17 protein-coding genes are annotated in these 16,971 nt (G+C 61.4%); 10 read left to right on the top strand and 7 right to left on the bottom strand.

The features are described 5' to 3' along the window. Positions 1-3 precede the first annotated feature (3 nt). Positions 4-441 (top strand): DUF3995 domain-containing protein, encoded by a 438-nt coding sequence (locus tag KVG95_RS26495; protein ID WP_217858493.1) that lies wholly within the window; start codon positions 4-6, stop codon positions 439-441. A 144-nt stretch (positions 442-585) separates the two neighbouring features. Here KVG95_RS26495 and KVG95_RS26500 read toward each other — a convergent pair whose 3' ends face one another. From KVG95_RS26500 to KVG95_RS26530, 7 genes are all read right to left on the bottom strand, one after another. Beyond that, complete coding sequence (locus KVG95_RS26500; RefSeq protein ID WP_217858494.1) at positions 586-948, bottom strand: Na+/H+ antiporter subunit G; 363 nt, start codon at positions 946-948, stop codon at positions 586-588. After that, the gene (locus KVG95_RS26505) at positions 945-1,223 is read right to left on the bottom strand and encodes a K+/H+ antiporter subunit F (protein WP_038982602.1); all 279 of its coding nucleotides are present in this window, start codon (positions 1,221-1,223) and stop codon (positions 945-947) included. The genes KVG95_RS26500 and KVG95_RS26505 overlap by 4 nt, the downstream gene beginning before the upstream one ends. Beyond that, on the bottom strand, positions 1,220-1,708 hold the full coding sequence (locus KVG95_RS26510) for a Na+/H+ antiporter subunit E (protein ID WP_123722258.1): 489 nt from the start codon (positions 1,706-1,708) through the stop codon (positions 1,220-1,222). The genes KVG95_RS26505 and KVG95_RS26510 overlap by 4 nt, the downstream gene beginning before the upstream one ends. After that, a complete protein-coding gene (locus tag KVG95_RS26515) occupies positions 1,705-3,390 on the bottom strand; it encodes a monovalent cation/H+ antiporter subunit D (RefSeq protein ID WP_217858495.1) in 1,686 nt (561 codons plus the stop codon). Before KVG95_RS26515 ends, KVG95_RS26510 begins: the two co-directional genes overlap by 4 nt. Further along, positions 3,387-3,731, bottom strand: coding sequence for a Na+/H+ antiporter subunit C (locus KVG95_RS26520; protein WP_008029186.1), 345 nt, complete (start codon positions 3,729-3,731; stop codon positions 3,387-3,389). The genes KVG95_RS26515 and KVG95_RS26520 overlap by 4 nt, the downstream gene beginning before the upstream one ends. Beyond that, the gene (locus KVG95_RS26525) at positions 3,731-6,661 is read right to left on the bottom strand and encodes a monovalent cation/H+ antiporter subunit A (RefSeq protein ID WP_217858496.1); all 2,931 of its coding nucleotides are present in this window, start codon (positions 6,659-6,661) and stop codon (positions 3,731-3,733) included. Before KVG95_RS26525 ends, KVG95_RS26520 begins: the two co-directional genes overlap by 1 nt. 268 nt (positions 6,662-6,929) lie before the next feature. Beyond that, complete coding sequence (locus KVG95_RS26530; RefSeq protein ID WP_217858546.1) at positions 6,930-7,934, bottom strand: DMT family transporter; 1,005 nt, start codon at positions 7,932-7,934, stop codon at positions 6,930-6,932. A 15-nt stretch (positions 7,935-7,949) separates the two neighbouring features. Between KVG95_RS26530 and KVG95_RS26535 the strand changes: the two genes are divergently transcribed. The 9 genes from KVG95_RS26535 to KVG95_RS26575 all read left to right on the top strand — a co-directional run bounded on the left by KVG95_RS26535 (position 7,950) and on the right by KVG95_RS26575 (position 16,968). Next, positions 7,950-8,513: a helix-turn-helix domain-containing protein gene (locus tag KVG95_RS26535; RefSeq protein ID WP_217858497.1), complete on the top strand. Its 564-nt coding sequence runs from the start codon at positions 7,950-7,952 to the stop codon at positions 8,511-8,513. A gap of 156 nt (positions 8,514-8,669) precedes the next feature. Further along, on the top strand, positions 8,670-9,872 hold the full coding sequence (locus KVG95_RS26540; RefSeq protein WP_217858498.1) for an SfnB family sulfur acquisition oxidoreductase: 1,203 nt from the start codon (positions 8,670-8,672) through the stop codon (positions 9,870-9,872). 10 nt (positions 9,873-9,882) lie between these two features. Further along, a complete protein-coding gene (locus tag KVG95_RS26545; protein ID WP_038982595.1) occupies positions 9,883-10,347 on the top strand; it encodes an acyl-CoA dehydrogenase in 465 nt (154 codons plus the stop codon). Then, entirely contained in the window at positions 10,347-11,750 is a 1,404-nt protein-coding gene (locus tag KVG95_RS26550; RefSeq protein ID WP_217858499.1) for an LLM class flavin-dependent oxidoreductase, read from the top strand. Before KVG95_RS26545 ends, KVG95_RS26550 begins: the two co-directional genes overlap by 1 nt. 238 nt (positions 11,751-11,988) lie before the next feature. Further along, positions 11,989-12,894, top strand: a complete 906-nt coding sequence (locus KVG95_RS26555; RefSeq protein ID WP_217858500.1) for an acyl-CoA synthetase — start codon at positions 11,989-11,991, stop codon at positions 12,892-12,894. Continuing rightward, complete coding sequence (locus KVG95_RS26560; RefSeq protein ID WP_217858501.1) at positions 12,891-13,667, top strand: ABC transporter ATP-binding protein; 777 nt, start codon at positions 12,891-12,893, stop codon at positions 13,665-13,667. The genes KVG95_RS26555 and KVG95_RS26560 overlap by 4 nt, the downstream gene beginning before the upstream one ends. After that, positions 13,667-14,548: a branched-chain amino acid ABC transporter permease gene (locus tag KVG95_RS26565; RefSeq protein ID WP_123722266.1), complete on the top strand. Its 882-nt coding sequence runs from the start codon at positions 13,667-13,669 to the stop codon at positions 14,546-14,548. Before KVG95_RS26560 ends, KVG95_RS26565 begins: the two co-directional genes overlap by 1 nt. Positions 14,549-14,552: 4 nt before the next feature. Further along, on the top strand, positions 14,553-15,602 hold the full coding sequence (locus tag KVG95_RS26570; RefSeq protein ID WP_217858502.1) for a branched-chain amino acid ABC transporter permease: 1,050 nt from the start codon (positions 14,553-14,555) through the stop codon (positions 15,600-15,602). Positions 15,603-15,627: 25 nt separating this feature from the next. Then, positions 15,628-16,968 carry an ABC transporter substrate-binding protein gene (locus tag KVG95_RS26575; RefSeq protein ID WP_217858503.1) on the top strand — a complete coding sequence of 447 codons (1,341 nt, stop codon included), beginning with the start codon at positions 15,628-15,630 and terminating at the stop codon, positions 16,966-16,968. Positions 16,969-16,971: the final 3 nt, after the last annotated feature.

Genomic DNA, 16,971 nt, shown 5'->3' on the forward strand with positions numbered 1-16,971 from the left:
AATATGAGCCTTTTGGTCGCGCAATGGATTGCGGCAATCTTTCTATTCATCAGCCTGGTGCATCTGTACTGGGCGGCAGGTGGCAAGTGGGGCAGCGAGGCGGCGGTGCCGCGAGTGCCCGGGGAGGGCGGTGAGGCATCAAGGCCCGCATTCAAGCCGTCGGGCTTTGCCACGTTGCTGGTGGCGGTGGGTTTACTGCTGATCGCGATGCTGGTGTGCCTGCGGGTCGGGCTGTATCTGCCCACGGTGCATCACTGGTCGTTACAATGGGTGATCAGCGCGATTGCGATGCTGATGTTCGCCCGGGCGATCGGCGACTCGAATTTGGTGGGGTTCTTCAAGCAGGAGAAGGGCTCGAGGTTTGCCCGGCTGGATACCTGGGCGTATTCGCCGTTGTGTGTGGTGTTGGGAGCAGGATTGTTGGCAGTGGCCTGGATTTGAGGGCGACCGGGCTATCGCCTTCGCGAGCAAGCCCGCTCCCACATTAGATGTTCAGTGAACACACGTGATGTGTACGACACAGATCCAATGTGGGAGCGGGCTTGCTCGCGAAGAGGCCCTTACAACCCATACAAAACTGCGGATTCAACCTCCGCTTTCGGTGCGCCGACTACTCACCTCAGCCGGCACATCATCCCCCGCCATGCGCTTGCGAAACAGCGCCGCCCGGGCCAGCAGCAGCGTGGTCACCGGCACGGTGATCGACAATAGAACCGGAATCAGCCAGGCATGCAGCACCGGCGCCGACTTGAGCGCCGAAAAGTAAATGATCGAAGCCAATGCCACGCACCACGCGCCCAAGGTCGAGGCCAGCGCCGGAGGGTGCATGCGCTGGAAATAATCCTTCATCCGCAGCAGCCCGACCGCGCCGATCAGCGTAAACAAGCTGCTCAGCACCAGCAGAATCGCCACCGCAATTTCCACCCACAGAGACAATTCAGGCCTCATTCGATCACCTCGCCACGCAGCAGGAATTTGGCCAGGGCAAACGAGCCGACGAAGCCGAACAGGGCGATCAGCAGCGCCGCCTCGAAGTAAGTGTCACTGGCATAACGAATGCCCAGTGTAAGCATCATCAGCATGGCGATGATGTACAGGTAGTCCAGCGCCAGAACCCGGTCCTGGGCCGACGGGCCCTTGAACAGGCGGATCAGGGTCAGAATCATCGCCACCGAAAAGATGAACAGACTCAGCAGGATCGCGTTCGACAGCAATGCGCTCATTCGAAGATCTCCATCAAGGGGCGCTCGTAGGTCGTCTTGAAGTGCTGGATGAATTGGTTTTCGTCATCCAGATCGAAGACGTGCAGCAACAGAATGCTGCGATCCAGCGCCAGTTCCGACCAGACCGTGCCGGGCACCACCGTGCAGATCATCGACAGCGCCGCGAGGCCGTTGGCATCGCGCAAATCCAGCGGCACCTTGATGAACCGCGAGCGGGGCGCACGACGGCCCGCGTTGAGTACGCCCCAGGCCACGGCGAGGTTGGACACGATCACGTCGCGCCCGACCAGCAAGAACAAACGCAGGATCACCCCGGGACGACGAATGCGGATTGGCAGCGGCCGCAGCTTGCGCATCATCAACGGTGCGCAGAACCCCAGCATGGCGCCCAGCAGTAGATTGCCGGGGCTCATCGACAGGTTCAACACCAGCCACAGCAGCCACAACGCCAGCGACAGCCACGGTGCAGGAAACAGACGCTTCATGGTTGCACCTCCAGCAGCGCTGTCTTGGCTTGCGGGCCTGGAATTACACGGGTTTCGAGCACCGCCATCACGTATTGCTGCGGGTTGTTCAATGCATCGGCCGCCGCTTGGGTGTAGCGCAGCAGCGGTTCAGCCTTGAACGTCAGCGCAATGCCCAGCCCCAGCAGAATGACAATCGGCACGCATTCCAAGCGCCGCAGCAATGGCGACGGCCGCTCTTGCGGGGTCCAGAAACGCTGGATGCCCAAACGCGAGAAAGCGATCAGCGAGGCCAGCCCGGACAGGATCAACAGGACGAGCAAACCCCACGCGCCATTCGATATCGGTTCATCGCTGCCATTACCCAGACCCAACGGATTGAGTAGGGCGCTGAGCAGACTGAGTTTGCCGATAAACCCTGAAAGCGGCGGCATGCCGATGATCAGCAGGGCGCAGGCGATGAAGCTCAAACCGAGGAAAGCCATGGTCCAGGGAATCACCTGTCCGACCACGGCTTTGCGGTCGTCATCGAGGTTGAAGCCTTTGGGCGGCTGCAAAGATTCCAGGGGCCGTGGAAGCAGTTCGCCGTCATCGAACAGTGGCATTTCGTTGGCCGAACGCGAGCGCTCGATCAACTCGGCCAGCAGGAACAGTGCGCTCAAGGCCAGGGTCGAGCTGACCAGATAGAACAGCGCCGCGCCGATCAGGTTCGGCTGGGCGAAACCGATGGCCGACAACAGAATGCCTGCCGATACCAGAATGCTCAGGCTGGCCATGCGTTCCAGGCGTTGTGCGGCGAGGATCGCCACGGCGGCGCAGACGATGGTCGCCATGCCGCCGTAGATCAGCCAGTCGCCACCGAAGTACGCGGATGCCCCGGCCTGCCCGGAGAACAGCAGCGTCCACAAGCGCAGCAAGGTATAGACGCCGACCTTGGTCATGATCGCGAACATCGCCGCCACCGGCGCGCTTGCAGCGGAATAAGCCGGCACCAGCCAGAAGTTCAGTGGCCACATCCCGGCCTTGGCCAGGAACGCCACCGCCAGAATCGCCGCGCCGGCATGCAGCAAGCCGCGATCGGCTTCCGGCACCAGCGGGATTTTCAGCGCCAGATCGGCCATGTTCAGCGTGCCAGTAACGCCGTAGATCAGCGCCGCGCCAATCAAAAACAGCGACGAGGCCAGCAGGTTGATCGAGATGTAATGCAGCCCCGACGACACCCGCGCCCGGCCCGAACCGTGCAGCATCAGCCCGTAAGAGGCAGCCAGCAACACTTCGAAAAACACGAACAGGTTGAACAGGTCTGCCGTCAGGAAGGCGCCGTACAGGCCCATCAACTGAATCTGGAACAGCGCGTGGAAACTCGAACCGGCGCCGTCCCAGCGGGCCATGGCGAACAGCAACGCGCTGACGCCGATGATCCCGGTCAGCACCAGCATCAGCGCCGACAGACGATCGACCACCAGCACAATACCGAACGGCACCTGCCAGTTGCCCGGCAGGTACACGCCGATGGAACCGGGCACGCCGGTGGTTTGCGTCCATTGCAGCAGCATCACGGCAATGCCCAGCCCCAGCAGGCTGGAGAACAGATTGATTTTGGCCTTTAACGGACGGTGTTTCTCGCCCAGCATCAGCATCACCGCGGCGGTCAGCAGCGGTAGCAGAATCGGTGCCGCGATCAGGTGCGCCATCGAATTCATTCTTTAGGCTCCCGGCCATCCACATGGTCGGTACCGGTCAGGCCCCGGGAGGCGAGCAGCACCACCAGGAACAGCGCGGTCATGGCGAAGCTGATGACGATCGCGGTCAGCACCAACGCTTGCGGCAACGGGTCGGTGTAGTGCAGCAAATCCTGAGGCACGCCGTCCTTGATGTTCGGCTCCTTGCCGATGAACAGGCTGCCCATGCTGAAGATGAACAGGTTGACGCCGTAGGACAGCAGGCACAGGCCCATGACCACCTGGAATGTCCGTGGCCGCAGCACCAGCCACACGCCGGACGCGGCCAGCACCCCGATGGCGATTGCGATGACTTCTTCCATCAGATGGCTCCTTGCGTGGCAGCCGCTTTGGCCATGGGCTTGGGTTGCGCGCTGGTTTTATGACCACGGACCGATTGGTGGGCGAGGGCGGTGAGGATCAACAGCGTCGAGCCGACCACCACGGCGTACACGCCAATGTCGAAGAACAGCGCGCTGGCGATGTGAATGTCGCCCAGCAGCGGCAGTGTGAAATGCCAGGTGTGGGTGGTGAGGAATGGATACCCAACCGCCATCGCCCCGAGCCCGGTGACCGTGGCGACCAGCAGCCCGGTGCCCATCCAGCGCAGCGGTCGCAGGCTCATTTGCGCCTCGACCCACTGGGTGCCGGCGACCATGTATTGCAGGATGAACGCCACCGACATCACCAGACCGGCGACGAACCCGCCACCGGGTTGATTGTGCCCGCGCATGAACAGGTAGACCGACACCACAAACGCAATCGGCAGCAGCAGACGGACCAGCACTGCCGGCACCATCATGAAACCGAGGGCGGTGTCGCTGGCGTGACGCGGGTTGACCAGATCGGTAACCACATCCGGCGCGAGCAAACGTTGCTGCGCCGGCAGCTGCAGGCTTTCTTTCGGTGGGCGGAAGCGTCGCAACAGGGCGAACACGGCCAGGGCCACCGCCACCAGCACGGTGATTTCGCCGAGGGTGTCGAAGCCACGGAAGTCCACCAGCATCACGTTGACCACGTTGCTGCCGCCGCCTTCGGGCAGGGCGCGACTGAGGTAGAACGAGGAAATGTCGTTGGGCGTCTGGCGGGTCAGCATGGCGTAGGACAGCAGCGCCATGCCGCCACCGACCGCGATCGACAGCGCCAAGTCGCGGATGCGGCGGATGCGGGCCTTGCGCAGACTGCTCGGCAATGGTGAGACCTCTTCGATCCGTCGTGGCAGCCAGCGCAGGCCGAGGAGGATCAACACCGTGGTCACCACTTCCACAGCCAATTGCGTCAGCGCCAGATCCGGCGCCGAGAACCAGACGAAGGTCACGCAGGTCATCAGGCCGCAGACGCTGACCATGGTCAGGGCTGCGAGCCGGTGATACTTGGCTTGCCATGCCGCGCCAAGGGCACAGGCAATCGCCAGCAGCCAGAGGGTCACGAACACGATCGAGCCCGGAATTTTCGGCCGGTCGCCCCAGCTCAAGCTGCTGTGCAGCATCGGGATCAATCCGGCGAGCACTGCGGCGAGTACCACCAAAAACAGTTGGGTTTGCAGGCGCCGAGTGCTAATCCGCCGCTCCAGGCGACGGGCCAGGCGCATCATGATCACCAGGCCGCGCTCGAACAGGCGCTTGCCGTTGAAGTGGCTGATCACCGGCGGGTGCGTGAAACGCCCGCGCTTGAGCTGCTTGCGCAGCAGCAGATAGAGGATGATGCCGCCGGACAGGGCGATCAGGCTCATGATCATCGGCGCGTTCCAGCCGTGCCAGATCGCCAGGCTGTACTCGGGCAGCGTCCCGCCCACCACCGGCAATGCCGCCGCCGTGAGCAACGGGCCGACCACTTGCGCCGGGAAGATCCCCACCACCAGACAGGTGAACACCAGCAACTCCACCGGCGCGCGCATCCAGCGTGGCGGTTCGTGCGGGGTGTGCGGCAGGTCGGTGGCGGTCGGGCCAAAGAATACGTCGACGGTGAAGCGCAGGGAGTAGGCCACGCTGAACGTCCCGGCGATGGTCGCGACGATGGGCAGGGTCATCTCGATCCAGGCCGTCGCGTTGATAAACACGGTTTCGGCGAAGAACATCTCTTTCGACAGGAAACCGTTGAGCAACGGCACGCCAGCCATCGACGCGCTGGCGACCATGGCCAGGGTGGCGGTGAACGGGATCAGTTTGATCAGACCGCTGAGTTTGCGAATGTCCCGGGTGCCGCTTTCGTGGTCGATGATCCCGGCGGCCATGAACAGCGAGGCCTTGAACGTGGCATGGTTGAGAATATGGAACACCGCGGCCACGGCGGCCAGAGGACTGTTCAGCCCCAGCAGCAAAGTGATCAGGCCCAGATGGCTGATGGTCGAGTAGGCCAGCAAGCCCTTGAGGTCGTTCTGAAACATCGCGCAGTAAGCACCGAGCAACAGCGTACAGGCGCCGGCCCCGCTGACGATGTAGAACCATTCTTCACTGCCGGACAGCGACGGCCACAGGCGTGCGAGCAGGAAGACCCCGGCCTTGACCATGGTCGCCGAGTGCAGATACGCCGAAACCGGTGTCGGCGCCGCCATGGCGTGGGGCAGCCAGAAGTGGAAGGGGAATTGCGCACTTTTGCTCAGGGCGCCGATCAGGATCAGGGGAAGCAGAATAGGGTAGAGGGCATGTGCGCGAATCAGATCGCCGGCGGCCAGGACCTTGTCCAGGTCATAGCTGCCGACCACATGGCCGAGCAGCATGACCCCCGCCAGCAAACATAAGCCGCCGGCACCGGTGACCATCAACGCCATGTAGGCGCCACGTCGCGCATCGGCGCGGTGGTGCCAGTAGCCGATCAACAGGAATGAAAAGAGGCTGGTCAGCTCCCAGAAGAACACAATCTGGATCAGGTTGCCGGAGATCACCAACCCCAGCATGGCGCCCATGAACGCCAGGAAAAACGCGAAGAAGCGTGGCACCGGATCGTCCGGCGACATGTAGTAGCGGGCGTATAGCGAAACCAGCGTGCCGATGCCCAGCACCAGCATCGAGAACAGCCAGGCGAAACCGTCCATGCGCAGAACGAAGTTCAGGCCAAGGCTCGGTAACCAGAAGAATTCTTCGCGGATCACGCCGCCATGGGCGATTTGCGGGTACAAGAGGGCGACCTGGATGGTGCCGATAAGAGCAACCAGGCCAGCCAACAGCGATTCGGTGTTACGCGCGTTGTGCGGCAGCAAGGCTGCCAGACAGCTGCCAATAAAAGGCAGAAGCAGTAGAACTATCAGAGACATAGGCTTCTAATCTGCGGAAGTTTGTGAAGCATCATACGTGCCAGCTCCCGGATCACCAAACGCCAAGCTGTCGCAGAATCCTACAAGGTAAGCGGAAAATTCCTGTTTATCATTGTTTCGAAAGACCGGTTTCAACCGTCCCGGCGCCTTCGCGAGCAAGCCCGCTCCCACATTGGATTGCCGGTGTACACGTAATTGCGACACACCACAGATCCAATGTGGGAGCGGGCTTGCTCGCGAAGGCTATCTGTCAATCACCGCAGACTTCCTACCTCTGTGTTTCTTGTTCCAAATCTTCCTCAGTCACTACCGCCTTACCCTTGGTCTTCAACTCACTGACAATCACCGCCGCCACAATCAACCCTGCGCCCACCAACGCAATCGCCGGCAACCGCTCTCCGGCAATCCGCCCGACAATCCCGGCCCATACCGGCTCCCCGGCATAGATCAGCGTCGCCCGCGTCGGCGACACACTCTTCTGCGCCCAGTTCATCGCCACCTGAATCGCCGCACTCGCCGCGCCCAGCCCCAATGCACTGCACAACAGCAACCAGGAGAACCCCGGAATCACTTCCTGAGTCGGCACCACCATCAGAAACGCCAGCACCGAAGTCACCGCCAGTTGCACCACCGTCACCCGGCGCACGTCGACCTGGCCGGCATAGGTGCTGATCAGAATGATCTCCGCCGCAATCGCCACGGCGCTGATCAATGTGGCGATTTCACCGGGGCTGAAATTGAACGAAGCGCCGGCCGGTCCCGACAGCAACATCAACCCGGTAAAGGCCAGCATGATCCCGATGCTCGGCATCAACCCCGGTCGCCGACCCAGCACCAGCCATTGCAGCAACGGCACGAACGGCACATACAGCGCAGTGATGAACGCCGACTGACTGCTGGGGATGCTCTGCAAACCGACGGTCTGCAAGCCGTAACCGAGCATGATCGCCACACCGATAAACGCCCCGGCCTTGAGCTCGAACAGGGTCAGTTCGCGCAGATGACGCCAGGAGAACAGGGCAACGATGCTCGCCGCCGCAGCAAAACGCAGACCGACGAAAAACATCGGCCCGCTGACGGTCATTGCATGCTGCACCAGCAAAAAGGTCCCGCCCCAGACCATGGTGATCAGCACCAGCACGCATTCAGCTTTGCTGAACCGAGAGAAACGGGAGGAAGCAGGGGAGGAGTTCACCGACGTCATGACCTTGCGCGCTACCTGAGGGAGACGCACAATGCGCCGGAAGTTGGGCAGTATACTGCGCAACACCATCAAGTGAGCAATATAGTGCACAAAGATTCCACCCAACGGGCGTCGGTTCTCCAGCACGTCAGCCAGAACGTCCGACGTCTGCGCCACGCCGCCGACATGAGCCAGACCGCTTTGGCCGAAAAGTCCGGGGTCAGCCGCCGGATGCTGGTGGCCATCGAGGCCGGCGAGAAGAATGTCAGCCTGACCACCCTCGACCGCGTGGCCGAAGCGCTGGACGTAGCCTTCAGCGACTTGATCCAGGCTCCCGACGCCCGCGACCCGAGCCGCATCAACGAACTGGCGTGGGCTGGCACCATCCCTGGCAGTAAAGCGGTGCTGTTGTCGAAAGCCACCGCCACCCGCGAAGTTGAACTGTGGGAATGGCGCCTCGAACCGGGCGAACATTACCCATCGGAACCGGATGCGGAAGGCTGGAGCGAACAGCTCTATGTGTTCGAAGGCTGCCTGACCCTGATGCTCGGCGACCGGCCGCAGCAAATCGCTGCCGGTGAGTTCTTCATGTTTGCCAGCAACCAACCGCATTCCTATCGCAACGACGGGGAAGTGGCGGCGCGGTTTGTGCGTAATGTGGTGATCTGACTGTTTGCCGACCAACACTGGATAAGCACTTTGCTGTTTTAAAGCTGCAAGTGTTTCTCGGATAGTTAATTAAGATATTGAAATAAAACAAATTTAATTTCAGGCACGACTCCTGCAAAAGCGCTGGGGCATTCACCAGAATCCCGGAGTCGGCCCATGACAGCCTCTGCCCAACCCCCTCGCACCGCCCATGTGATCCACTCGGACGCCGAGGCGATTGCCGTCGCTCACAAGCTCGCCGCACGCTTCGCTATCGAGGCCAGCGCTCGTGACCGCGAGCGACGTCTGCCGGTCGCCGAACTCGACGAGTTCTCCGCCAGTGGTTTATGGGGCATCACCATTCCCAAAGAATACGGCGGTGCCGGCGTGTCTTACGTGACAGTCGCCGAGGTGATCAAGATCATTTCCGCCGCTGACCCGTCCCTCGGCCAGATCCCGCAAAACCATCTGGGCGTGCTCGACATCCTGCTGCAAACCGCCACCGAAGCTCAGAAGCGCTATTACTTCGGCAAAGTCCTCCAGGGTTATCGCTTCGGCAACGCCTTCTCTGAATCCAAAAGCAAGAACGCCGGTGCCTTTGAGACCCGTATCCGCTTCGATGAAGACACCGCGCAAATCGACGGCGAGAAGTTCTACTGCACCGGCGCCTTGTTCGCGCACATCGTGCCGGCGGTGGCGGTCGATCAAGAGAACAAGGCTTTTATCGCCTTCGTCGAGCGCGACAATCCCGGGTTGACGGTGATCGACAGTTGGGACGGTTTCGGCCAGCGCACCACTGCCAGCGGCGGCGTGAATCTGGACGCGGTGAAGGTGCCGTTGAGCGCGGTGATCCCGGCCCACAAGGCGTTCGATGAACCCACCGCCGACGGCCCGATCTCGCAAATCATCCAGGCTGCCGTGGATACCGGCATCGCCGTCGGCGCCCTGGAAGAAACCAAGCGCTACGCTCGTGAAGCCCGACCATGGATCGACAGTCAGCAGGATCATGGCTGGCAGGACCCGTTCAGCATCGCCGCCATAGGCGATCTGGAATGGCGGGTTCATGGCACCGAAGCCATCCTCAAAAAAGCCGGCCAGGCCATCGACGCCGCATTGCGCAAACCCAATGAAGACACGGTTGCCCGAGCTTCGGTGGTGGTCGCACAGGCGAAAGTCCTCTCTGCCGAAATCGCCTTGCTCACCAGCAGCAAACTCTTCGAACTCGCCGGCACCCGCTCGGTGCTTGGCAAGTACAACCTCGACCGTCACTGGCGCAACGCCCGGACGCACACCCTGCATGATCCGGCGCGCTGGAAATATCACTTGATCGGCAACTACCTGCTCAACGGCGTGAAGCCTGCGCGCCACGCCTGGAACTGAGGAGCGACCCATGAACGCCTTGACCCAACCGATTGTTGCCGGGCAGCCCCTGGCCAAGCCTCAGCACGACCTGCACAACGCTCGTACGTTGCTCGACGCGACCCTGCGTTTCGTTCGTCAGCAGGCTCAGCCCTGGGCCGGCAGCGGCTTCGCCAAAGCCACTGATGATCCTTACGTCATCAGTCGTTTCGGCGACTTGCAGATCCGCATTGAAGTGGCAGCCGCCTTGCTCCAACGCGCCGAAGAGTTTCTGAACAATGGTCAAGAGGATACGGAAACCACTATTGCCATCGCCGAGTCGCACCTCGCCAGCGCCGATGCTTTAAACGCCGTAAGCAACGCCGAATTCGAACTCACCGGCCAGCGCACGCCTTTGTCGGGCTCAGTGACCGATCCGCTGCGCTGGAAACTTCACTTGATCGGCAACTTCCGCCTCAACGGCATCCATCCACCCAGCGTGCGGAGTGTCGTTTGATGGCCCGTCAAATTCGTCTCAACGCCTTTGACATGAACTGCGTCGGCCACCAGTCGCCGGGTTTGTGGGCACATCCGCGGGATCGATCCTGGCAGTACAAGGACCTGGAGTACTGGACCGATCTGGCGAAAATTCTTGAGCGCGGTAAGTTCGACGGTTTGTTCATCGCCGACGTGCTGGGTATTTATGACGTCTACAACGGCAACGGTGACGCGGCGATTCGTCAGGCGGCGCAGGTGCCGGTTAATGATCCATTGCAACTGATCCCGCCGATGGCGCTGGTCACCGAGCATCTGGGTTTCGGTCTGACCGCGTCGCTGTCCTTCGAACACCCGTATCCGTTCGCCAGACGCCTGTCGACACTCGATCACCTGACCAAGGGCCGCGCCGGCTGGAACATTGTCACCTCGTATCTTGAGAGCGGCGCGAAGAACCTCGGCCAGAAAGCCCAGACCGAACATGACGCCCGTTATGACTTCGCCGAAGAGTACTTGGAGGTTTGCTACAAGCTGTGGGAAGGCAGCTGGGAGGAGGGCGCGATTCTGCGGGATCGCGAGCGGCGAATTTTCAGTGATCCGAGCAAAATCCACGAGATCCGGCACGTTGGTAAACACTTTCAGGTGCCGGGCATTCACCTCTGCGAGCCTTCACCGCAACGTACGCCGGTGCTGTATCAGGCCGGCGCCTCGAGTCGCGGCAAGCAGTTCGCCGCCGAACATGCCGAGTGTGTGTTTGTCGCCGCGCCGTCGAAAGTGCTGCTGAAGAAAACCGTGGGCGACATCCGTCGCCGGGCGGCCGAGGCGGGGCGCGATCCGTCGAAGATCCTGATCTTCAATCTGCAAACGGTGATCCTCGGCGAGACCGACGCCAAGGCCAAAGCCAAGTTCGAAGAATACAAAACCTGGGTCAGTTATGAGGGCGCCATGGCGTTGATCTCGGGCTGGACCGGGATCGATTTCAGCCAGTTCAAACCGGATGAGCCGCTCAAACACGTCCACACCAATGCCATTCAATCGGCGGTGGAAGCGTTTTCCACGGCGGACCCGAACAAGGTCTGGACGCCGAACGAACTGGCCGATTGGGTCGGGATCGGCGGTTTCGGGCCGCTGTTTGTCGGCAGTCCCGAGACCGTCGCCGATTTGCTGCAGGAGTGGGTCGACGAGACTGATGTGGATGGTTTCAACCTGGCTTATGCATTGACCCATGAAACGTTCATCGATGCCGTTGAGTTATTGGTGCCGGAGTTGCAGAAGCGTGGGGTGTACAAGACCGAATACGCACCGGGGACCTTGCGCGAGAAGTTGTTTGGCGAAGGGGCGCGATTGCCGGAGATACATCCGGGGGCGGGCTATCGAGACCTGGCGGGGTTGCGGCGGCAGGAGAAGAAAGTGGTGTCTGCGTAGACGCCTTCGCGGGCAAGCCCGCTCCCACAGGTTTCGTTTCGCCGGCGATATTTGTGGACGACACAAAACCCTGTGGGAGCGTGGCTTGCCCGCGAAGAGGCCGGCACATTCAACATTGATATAGCCCGTTACATCGGTTTCGCGAGCAAGCCCGCTCCCACATTGGGACGGTGGTGTTTTACAGATTCCAGCCCAGCGGACCACCGCACGCTTTTGCCCATGGATAAGAGGTAAGCCAATGAGCGTGCATGAACTCAAGCGTCCGCCCATCGCGGACACCGCCGAATGGCAGGTCAAGGTGCCTCGCGCCCTGGAACAGTTGCAGCACTGGGCGCAGGTCAGTCCGTTGCAGCCGGCCTTGCGACACAAGCGCCACGGTCAGTGGTTCGTCTGGCGCTGGATCGATGTTTTGCGCGATGTCGAGCGGTTGGCCGATGGCTTGCGTCAGCAGGGTTTTACCGAAGACTCGCGCCTGGCCTTGAGCGGTGTGTTCGAGCCAGATCTGTTGCTGCTCGCATTGGCCGCCCGGCACATCGGCGCCGAACTGCTGACGCTGCCGGACAACCTTGACTCCGAAACCCTGCACAAAACCCTGTGGCGCAGCCGTCCGACCCACGCGTTCGTCCAGGGACGACAGACGCTGCAACTCTGGATCAACCAAGGCCTGACGCTGCTGGATTTCGCCGACCTGCTCGGCCCGGTGGACCCTGCGCAACGCCTCAACCGCTGGAATCAAGGCGCGCAACTGTGGAGCGAAGAGGGCACCCAGTGGCAGCACGGCCTGACGGTGCTGCTGGAACAATGGCTGACCAGCGGCCAAACCCTGGCTTTCCCGGAAAGCCCCGGCAGTGCCAGCCGCGACCGTCGTGAAGTCGCGCCGTCCGGGCTGCTGCTGTCGGCCGAACGCCTGCAACTATTGGCCGCGGAAATCGAAAGCCGCCTCGCCCCCAATGGCACTTGGCGTCGACGCCTCTGCGACTGGGCCATCGCCCATCCCGAAAAAGGCCTGCAACGGTTGATCAAGAACCGCGTTCGCCGCCTGTTGGGCTTCCACAACCTGCATTTCATCTGGCAAGCCACCCGCATTTCCGATGCTCAACCCAAGCCGATCTGGCTCGCCGAATTCAAACGGGACATCGCATGAGCTCGACCGACTCCATTCTGCAAGTCAGCGGTATTTCCCTGTCCTTCAAAGGTGTGAAGGCGATCAATGAACTGTCGTTCGATGTGCGCCAGGGCGAGATCTGCGCGCTGATCGGGCCTAACGGCGCGGGCAAGAGTTCGCTGCTCAACGTGTTGAATGGCGTGTACCGCTTCGATGCCGGTTCGATTGTGTTCGAGCAACAGCCGTTCAAGCGCATCGACCCGCTGAGCGCCGCACGCCGGGGTATCGGTCGCACGTTCCAGAACAACGCGCTGTTCAAGAAAATGAGCGTGATCGACAACATCCTTACCGGCCTGTCACGGCACCTGCGCAGCCGTTTCATTGAGCAGGCGCTGAACCTGCCAAGAGCCCGGCGTGAGGCTGAAGACTTCCGTCGGCAGGCCCAGGGCATTCTCGAATTCCTCGAACTGCAAGCCCATCGCGATGTACCGGTGGGCAAGCTGTCCTACGGCCTGCAAAAACGTGTGGAGCTTGGCCGTGCCTTGATCGCTGGCCCCAGCCTGTTGCTGCTCGATGAGCCGATGGCCGGGATGAACGCCGAAGAGAAGCAGGAAATGGCCCGCTTCATCGCCGACATCAACCGCGACCTCGGCACCACGGTGGTATTGATCGAGCATGACATGAGCGTGGTCATGGGCCTGTCCGACCATGTGGTGGTGCTCGATTACGGGCGCAAGGTCGGTGACGGCACGCCGGCCGAGGTGCAGGCCAATCCCGACGTCATCGCGGCGTATCTGGGAGTGGTGCACTGATGACGTTCTTCTTCGAAACCCTGCTCGGCGGCTTACTCGCCGGGACCATGTACTCGCTGGTCGCAATCGGCTTCGTGCTGATCTACAAAGCCAGCGGCGTGTTCAATTTTGCCCAGGGCGCGATGCTGCTGTTCGCCGCGCTGACCTTTGTCAGCCTGCACGATCAAGGCGTGCCGTTCGCCTTGGCGCTGTTGCTGACCGTTGTGGTGATGATCATCGGCGCGTTACTGATCGAACGGCTGGTGTTGCGGCCCCTGGTCAATCGCTCACAGATCACCCTGTTCATGGCCACTCTCGGGTTGTCGTTCATCATCGAAGGTCTGGCTCAGGGCTTGATGGGTTCGCAAGTGCGGGCGCTGGATCTGGGCATCGACGACGTGCCGCTGTTTATCGGCGGGATGATGGTCAGCCAGTTCGACCTGATTGCCGCAGCGGCCGCCATCGTGCTGGTGACGGTGCTGGCGCTGCTGTTCAACAAAACCCGCATTGGCGTGTCCCTGCGCGCGGTGGCGGATGACACCACCGCCGCGCTGTCGATCGGCATCAACCTCAACCGCATCTGGCAGATCGTCTGGGCGGTGGCCGGCATCGTCGGGCTGGTGGCGGGATTGTTGTGGGGCGCGCGCCAAGGCGTGCAGTTCTCGCTGTCGCTGGTGGTGCTCAAGGCCTTGCCAGTATTGATCATCGGCGGCTTCACCTCGATTGGCGGGGCGATTGTCGGCGGGTTGATCGTCGGTGCGGCGGAGAACCTCGCCGAGGTGTACATCGGCCCGCTGATCGGCGGTGGCATTACCCCGTGGTTCGCTTACGTCCTGGCTTTGGCCTTCCTGTACATCCGTCCCGCCGGCCTGTTCGGCGAGCGCGCCATCGAGCGAGTCTGAACCCATGTCGATTTCCCTTACCCGTGAAACCGCGCCGGCGGTGTTGATCCAGCGTCGTGTGCCGATTGGTTTGATTGCGCTGTTGTTGATCGCCTTCGTGGTCGTGCCGCTGACCGGCAACGACTATTGGCTGAACGCGATTCTGATCCCGTTCCTGGTGCTGTCCCTGGCCGGGCTTGGCCTCAATCTGCTCACCGGCTACACCGGCCAGACCTCGGTCGGCGCGGCCGGTTTCATGGCGGTCGGCGCCTTTGCCACCTACGGTTTTCTACTGCGTTTGCCAGAGCTGGGCTTGCCGGTGGCGCTGCTCGGCGGCGGGCTGATCAGCGCGGTGGTGGGGTTTGTCTTTGGCCTGCCGAGTTCGCGGATCAAGGGCTTTTACCTGATGGTTACCACCTTGGCCGCGCAGTTTTTCCTGGAGTGGCTGTTCGTCAAGTTCCCCTGGTTCTACAACTACGGTTCGTCCGGAACCATTTCCGCGCCGAAACTGGCCCTGTTCGGCCATGACCTCAACACTCCATTGGGCCGCTATCTGCTGACCCTGACCACAGTGCTGCTATTGACCTGGGTCGCGGTGAACCTGGTGAAAAGCCAGATCGGCCGCAACTGGATGGCGATCCGTGACATGGACACCGCCGCGGCAGTCATCGGCATTCCGGTGGTGCGCTACAAGCACCTGGCGTTCGCCGTCAGCTCGTTTTACCTCGGCATCGCCGGGGCGCTGTGGGCCTTTGCTTATCTGGGCACGGCCAGCGCCAGCAGCTTCGATATCAACCGGTCATTCCAGATCCTGTTCATCATCATTATCGGTGGCATGGGCAGCATCGCCGGCAACTTCGTCGGCGCGGCGTTTATCAGCTTGCTGCCGATCCTGCTCAGCCATGCCGGGCAAGCCTTGTTCGGTGGTTCGGTGGACGCCGGCCAGTTGCAGAACCTGCAAAAAATCATCTTCGGCGTACTGATCATCCTGTTTCTGATCAAGGAACCGGAAGGCCTGATTCGCCTCTTGAGCAACCTTCGTGAACGGCTGAGTCACTGGCCGCTGCGCTTCTGAATCCCCAACCTGGTAGAGAGACAACATGCGTGCATCCTTGAAACGTTCGTTGGCCGGCGCCGCTCTGACGCTGGCGGTATTCGGCAGTGCGGTGCCGATGGTTCAGGCCTCGCCAGACCAGCAGTTCTTCCCGTTGGCCACTTACCGGGTCGGCGCTTACGCCTCCAGCGGTGTGCAAGTGTGGGCCGGCATGCTCGATTACCTGAACTACATCAACGATGTGGAAGGCGGGATCAACGGCGTCAAACTGGTCTGGCAGGAATGCGAAACCGAGTGGACGGCGGAGAAGGGCATCGAGTGCTATGAGCGCTTCAAGAAAGGCCTGGATGGCGCCCCGGTGGCGATCTATTCACCCAACGGCGCGCCGGCGGCGTATGCGCTGAGCGAGCGGGCGGAAGTCGACCAAATCCCGCTGATCACCCTCGGCTACGGTCGCACCGAAGCCACCGACGGCACGGTGTTCCCTTACAACTTTCCGGTGATGCTGACCTTCTACAGCGAGGCCTCGAGCCTGATCAACTACATCGCCCAGCGCGAGGGCGGGTTCGACAAACTCAAGGGCAAGAAAATCGCCACGGTTTATCACGACTCGGCTTACGGTCGGGAAACCCTTGGCCCGTTGAAATTGCTGGCTGAAAAATACGGCTTCGAAAACATCCAGATCCCGGTAGCCGATCCCGGCAACGAGCAATCGTCGCAATGGCGGCAAGTGCGCCAGGTCAACCCGGACTGGGTGTTCCTGCGCACCTGGGGCGTGTCGACGCCGGTGGCGGTCAAGACGGCGGCGCGTTTCGGCTTCCCGGTGGACCACATCGTCGGCGACATCTGGGCCAGTTCCAGCGAAGACGTGTTGCCCGCGGGCGCCGCCGCCAAAGGGTATCTGGCGCTGACGCCATACCCGGCCGGCGCCGAATTCGAGATCCATAAACGCCTCAAGCAAGCCATCCTCGACAAAGGCAAAAGCGACCTCAAGGACCTGAAGAATTTCGGCAGCGTCTATTACAACTCCGGGCTGGTGAACGCGGCAGTGATGGTGGAAGCGATCCGTACCGCCCAAGGCAAATTCGGCAAGCGGCCGCTTAACGGCGAAGAAGGGCGCTGGGGCCTGGAGCACCTGAACATCGACGACGCGCGGCTCAAGGACATGGGCTACTTCGGCCTGATGCAGAACCTCAAGCTGTCTTGCAAGGATCATGAGGGTGGCGGATCGGCGCGGGTTCAACAGTGGGACGGCGCCAACTGGACGCTGATCAGCGACTGGATCCCCGCCGACCGCGCCTTGCTGCGGCCATTGATCGATGAAAAATCCGCCGCGTTCGCCAAGGAAAAAGGCCTGACGCCACGCACCTGCACCGGGGATGAATAACGT

It is taken from the genome of Pseudomonas farris (assembly GCF_019145235.1).
Lineage (GTDB): Bacteria > Pseudomonadota > Gammaproteobacteria > Pseudomonadales > Pseudomonadaceae > Aquipseudomonas > Aquipseudomonas farris.

What these genes read in the sequence shown, in the direction of transcription:
- KVG95_RS26495 (WP_217858493.1), top strand. Translation starts at nt 4, where the DNA reads ATGAGCCTTTTGGTCGCGCAATGGATTGCGGCAATCTTTCTATTCATC.
- KVG95_RS26500 (WP_217858494.1), bottom strand. Translation starts at nt 948, where the DNA reads ATGAGGCCTGAATTGTCTCTGTGGGTGGAAATTGCGGTGGCGATTCTG.
- KVG95_RS26505 (WP_038982602.1), bottom strand. Translation starts at nt 1,223, where the DNA reads ATGAGCGCATTGCTGTCGAACGCGATCCTGCTGAGTCTGTTCATCTTT.
- KVG95_RS26510 (WP_123722258.1), bottom strand. Translation starts at nt 1,708, where the DNA reads ATGAAGCGTCTGTTTCCTGCACCGTGGCTGTCGCTGGCGTTGTGGCTG.
- KVG95_RS26515 (WP_217858495.1), bottom strand. Translation starts at nt 3,390, where the DNA reads ATGAATTCGATGGCGCACCTGATCGCGGCACCGATTCTGCTACCGCTG.
- KVG95_RS26520 (WP_008029186.1), bottom strand. Translation starts at nt 3,731, where the DNA reads ATGGAAGAAGTCATCGCAATCGCCATCGGGGTGCTGGCCGCGTCCGGC.
- KVG95_RS26525 (WP_217858496.1), bottom strand. Translation starts at nt 6,661, where the DNA reads ATGTCTCTGATAGTTCTACTGCTTCTGCCTTTTATTGGCAGCTGTCTG.
- KVG95_RS26530 (WP_217858546.1), bottom strand. Translation starts at nt 7,934, where the DNA reads ATGGTGTTGCGCAGTATACTGCCCAACTTCCGGCGCATTGTGCGTCTC.
- KVG95_RS26540 (WP_217858498.1), top strand. Translation starts at nt 8,670, where the DNA reads ATGACAGCCTCTGCCCAACCCCCTCGCACCGCCCATGTGATCCACTCG.
- KVG95_RS26545 (WP_038982595.1), top strand. Translation starts at nt 9,883, where the DNA reads ATGAACGCCTTGACCCAACCGATTGTTGCCGGGCAGCCCCTGGCCAAG.
- KVG95_RS26550 (WP_217858499.1), top strand. Translation starts at nt 10,347, where the DNA reads ATGGCCCGTCAAATTCGTCTCAACGCCTTTGACATGAACTGCGTCGGC.
- KVG95_RS26555 (WP_217858500.1), top strand. Translation starts at nt 11,989, where the DNA reads ATGAGCGTGCATGAACTCAAGCGTCCGCCCATCGCGGACACCGCCGAA.
- KVG95_RS26560 (WP_217858501.1), top strand. Translation starts at nt 12,891, where the DNA reads ATGAGCTCGACCGACTCCATTCTGCAAGTCAGCGGTATTTCCCTGTCC.
- KVG95_RS26565 (WP_123722266.1), top strand. Translation starts at nt 13,667, where the DNA reads ATGACGTTCTTCTTCGAAACCCTGCTCGGCGGCTTACTCGCCGGGACC.
- KVG95_RS26570 (WP_217858502.1), top strand. Translation starts at nt 14,553, where the DNA reads ATGTCGATTTCCCTTACCCGTGAAACCGCGCCGGCGGTGTTGATCCAG.
- KVG95_RS26575 (WP_217858503.1), top strand. Translation starts at nt 15,628, where the DNA reads ATGCGTGCATCCTTGAAACGTTCGTTGGCCGGCGCCGCTCTGACGCTG.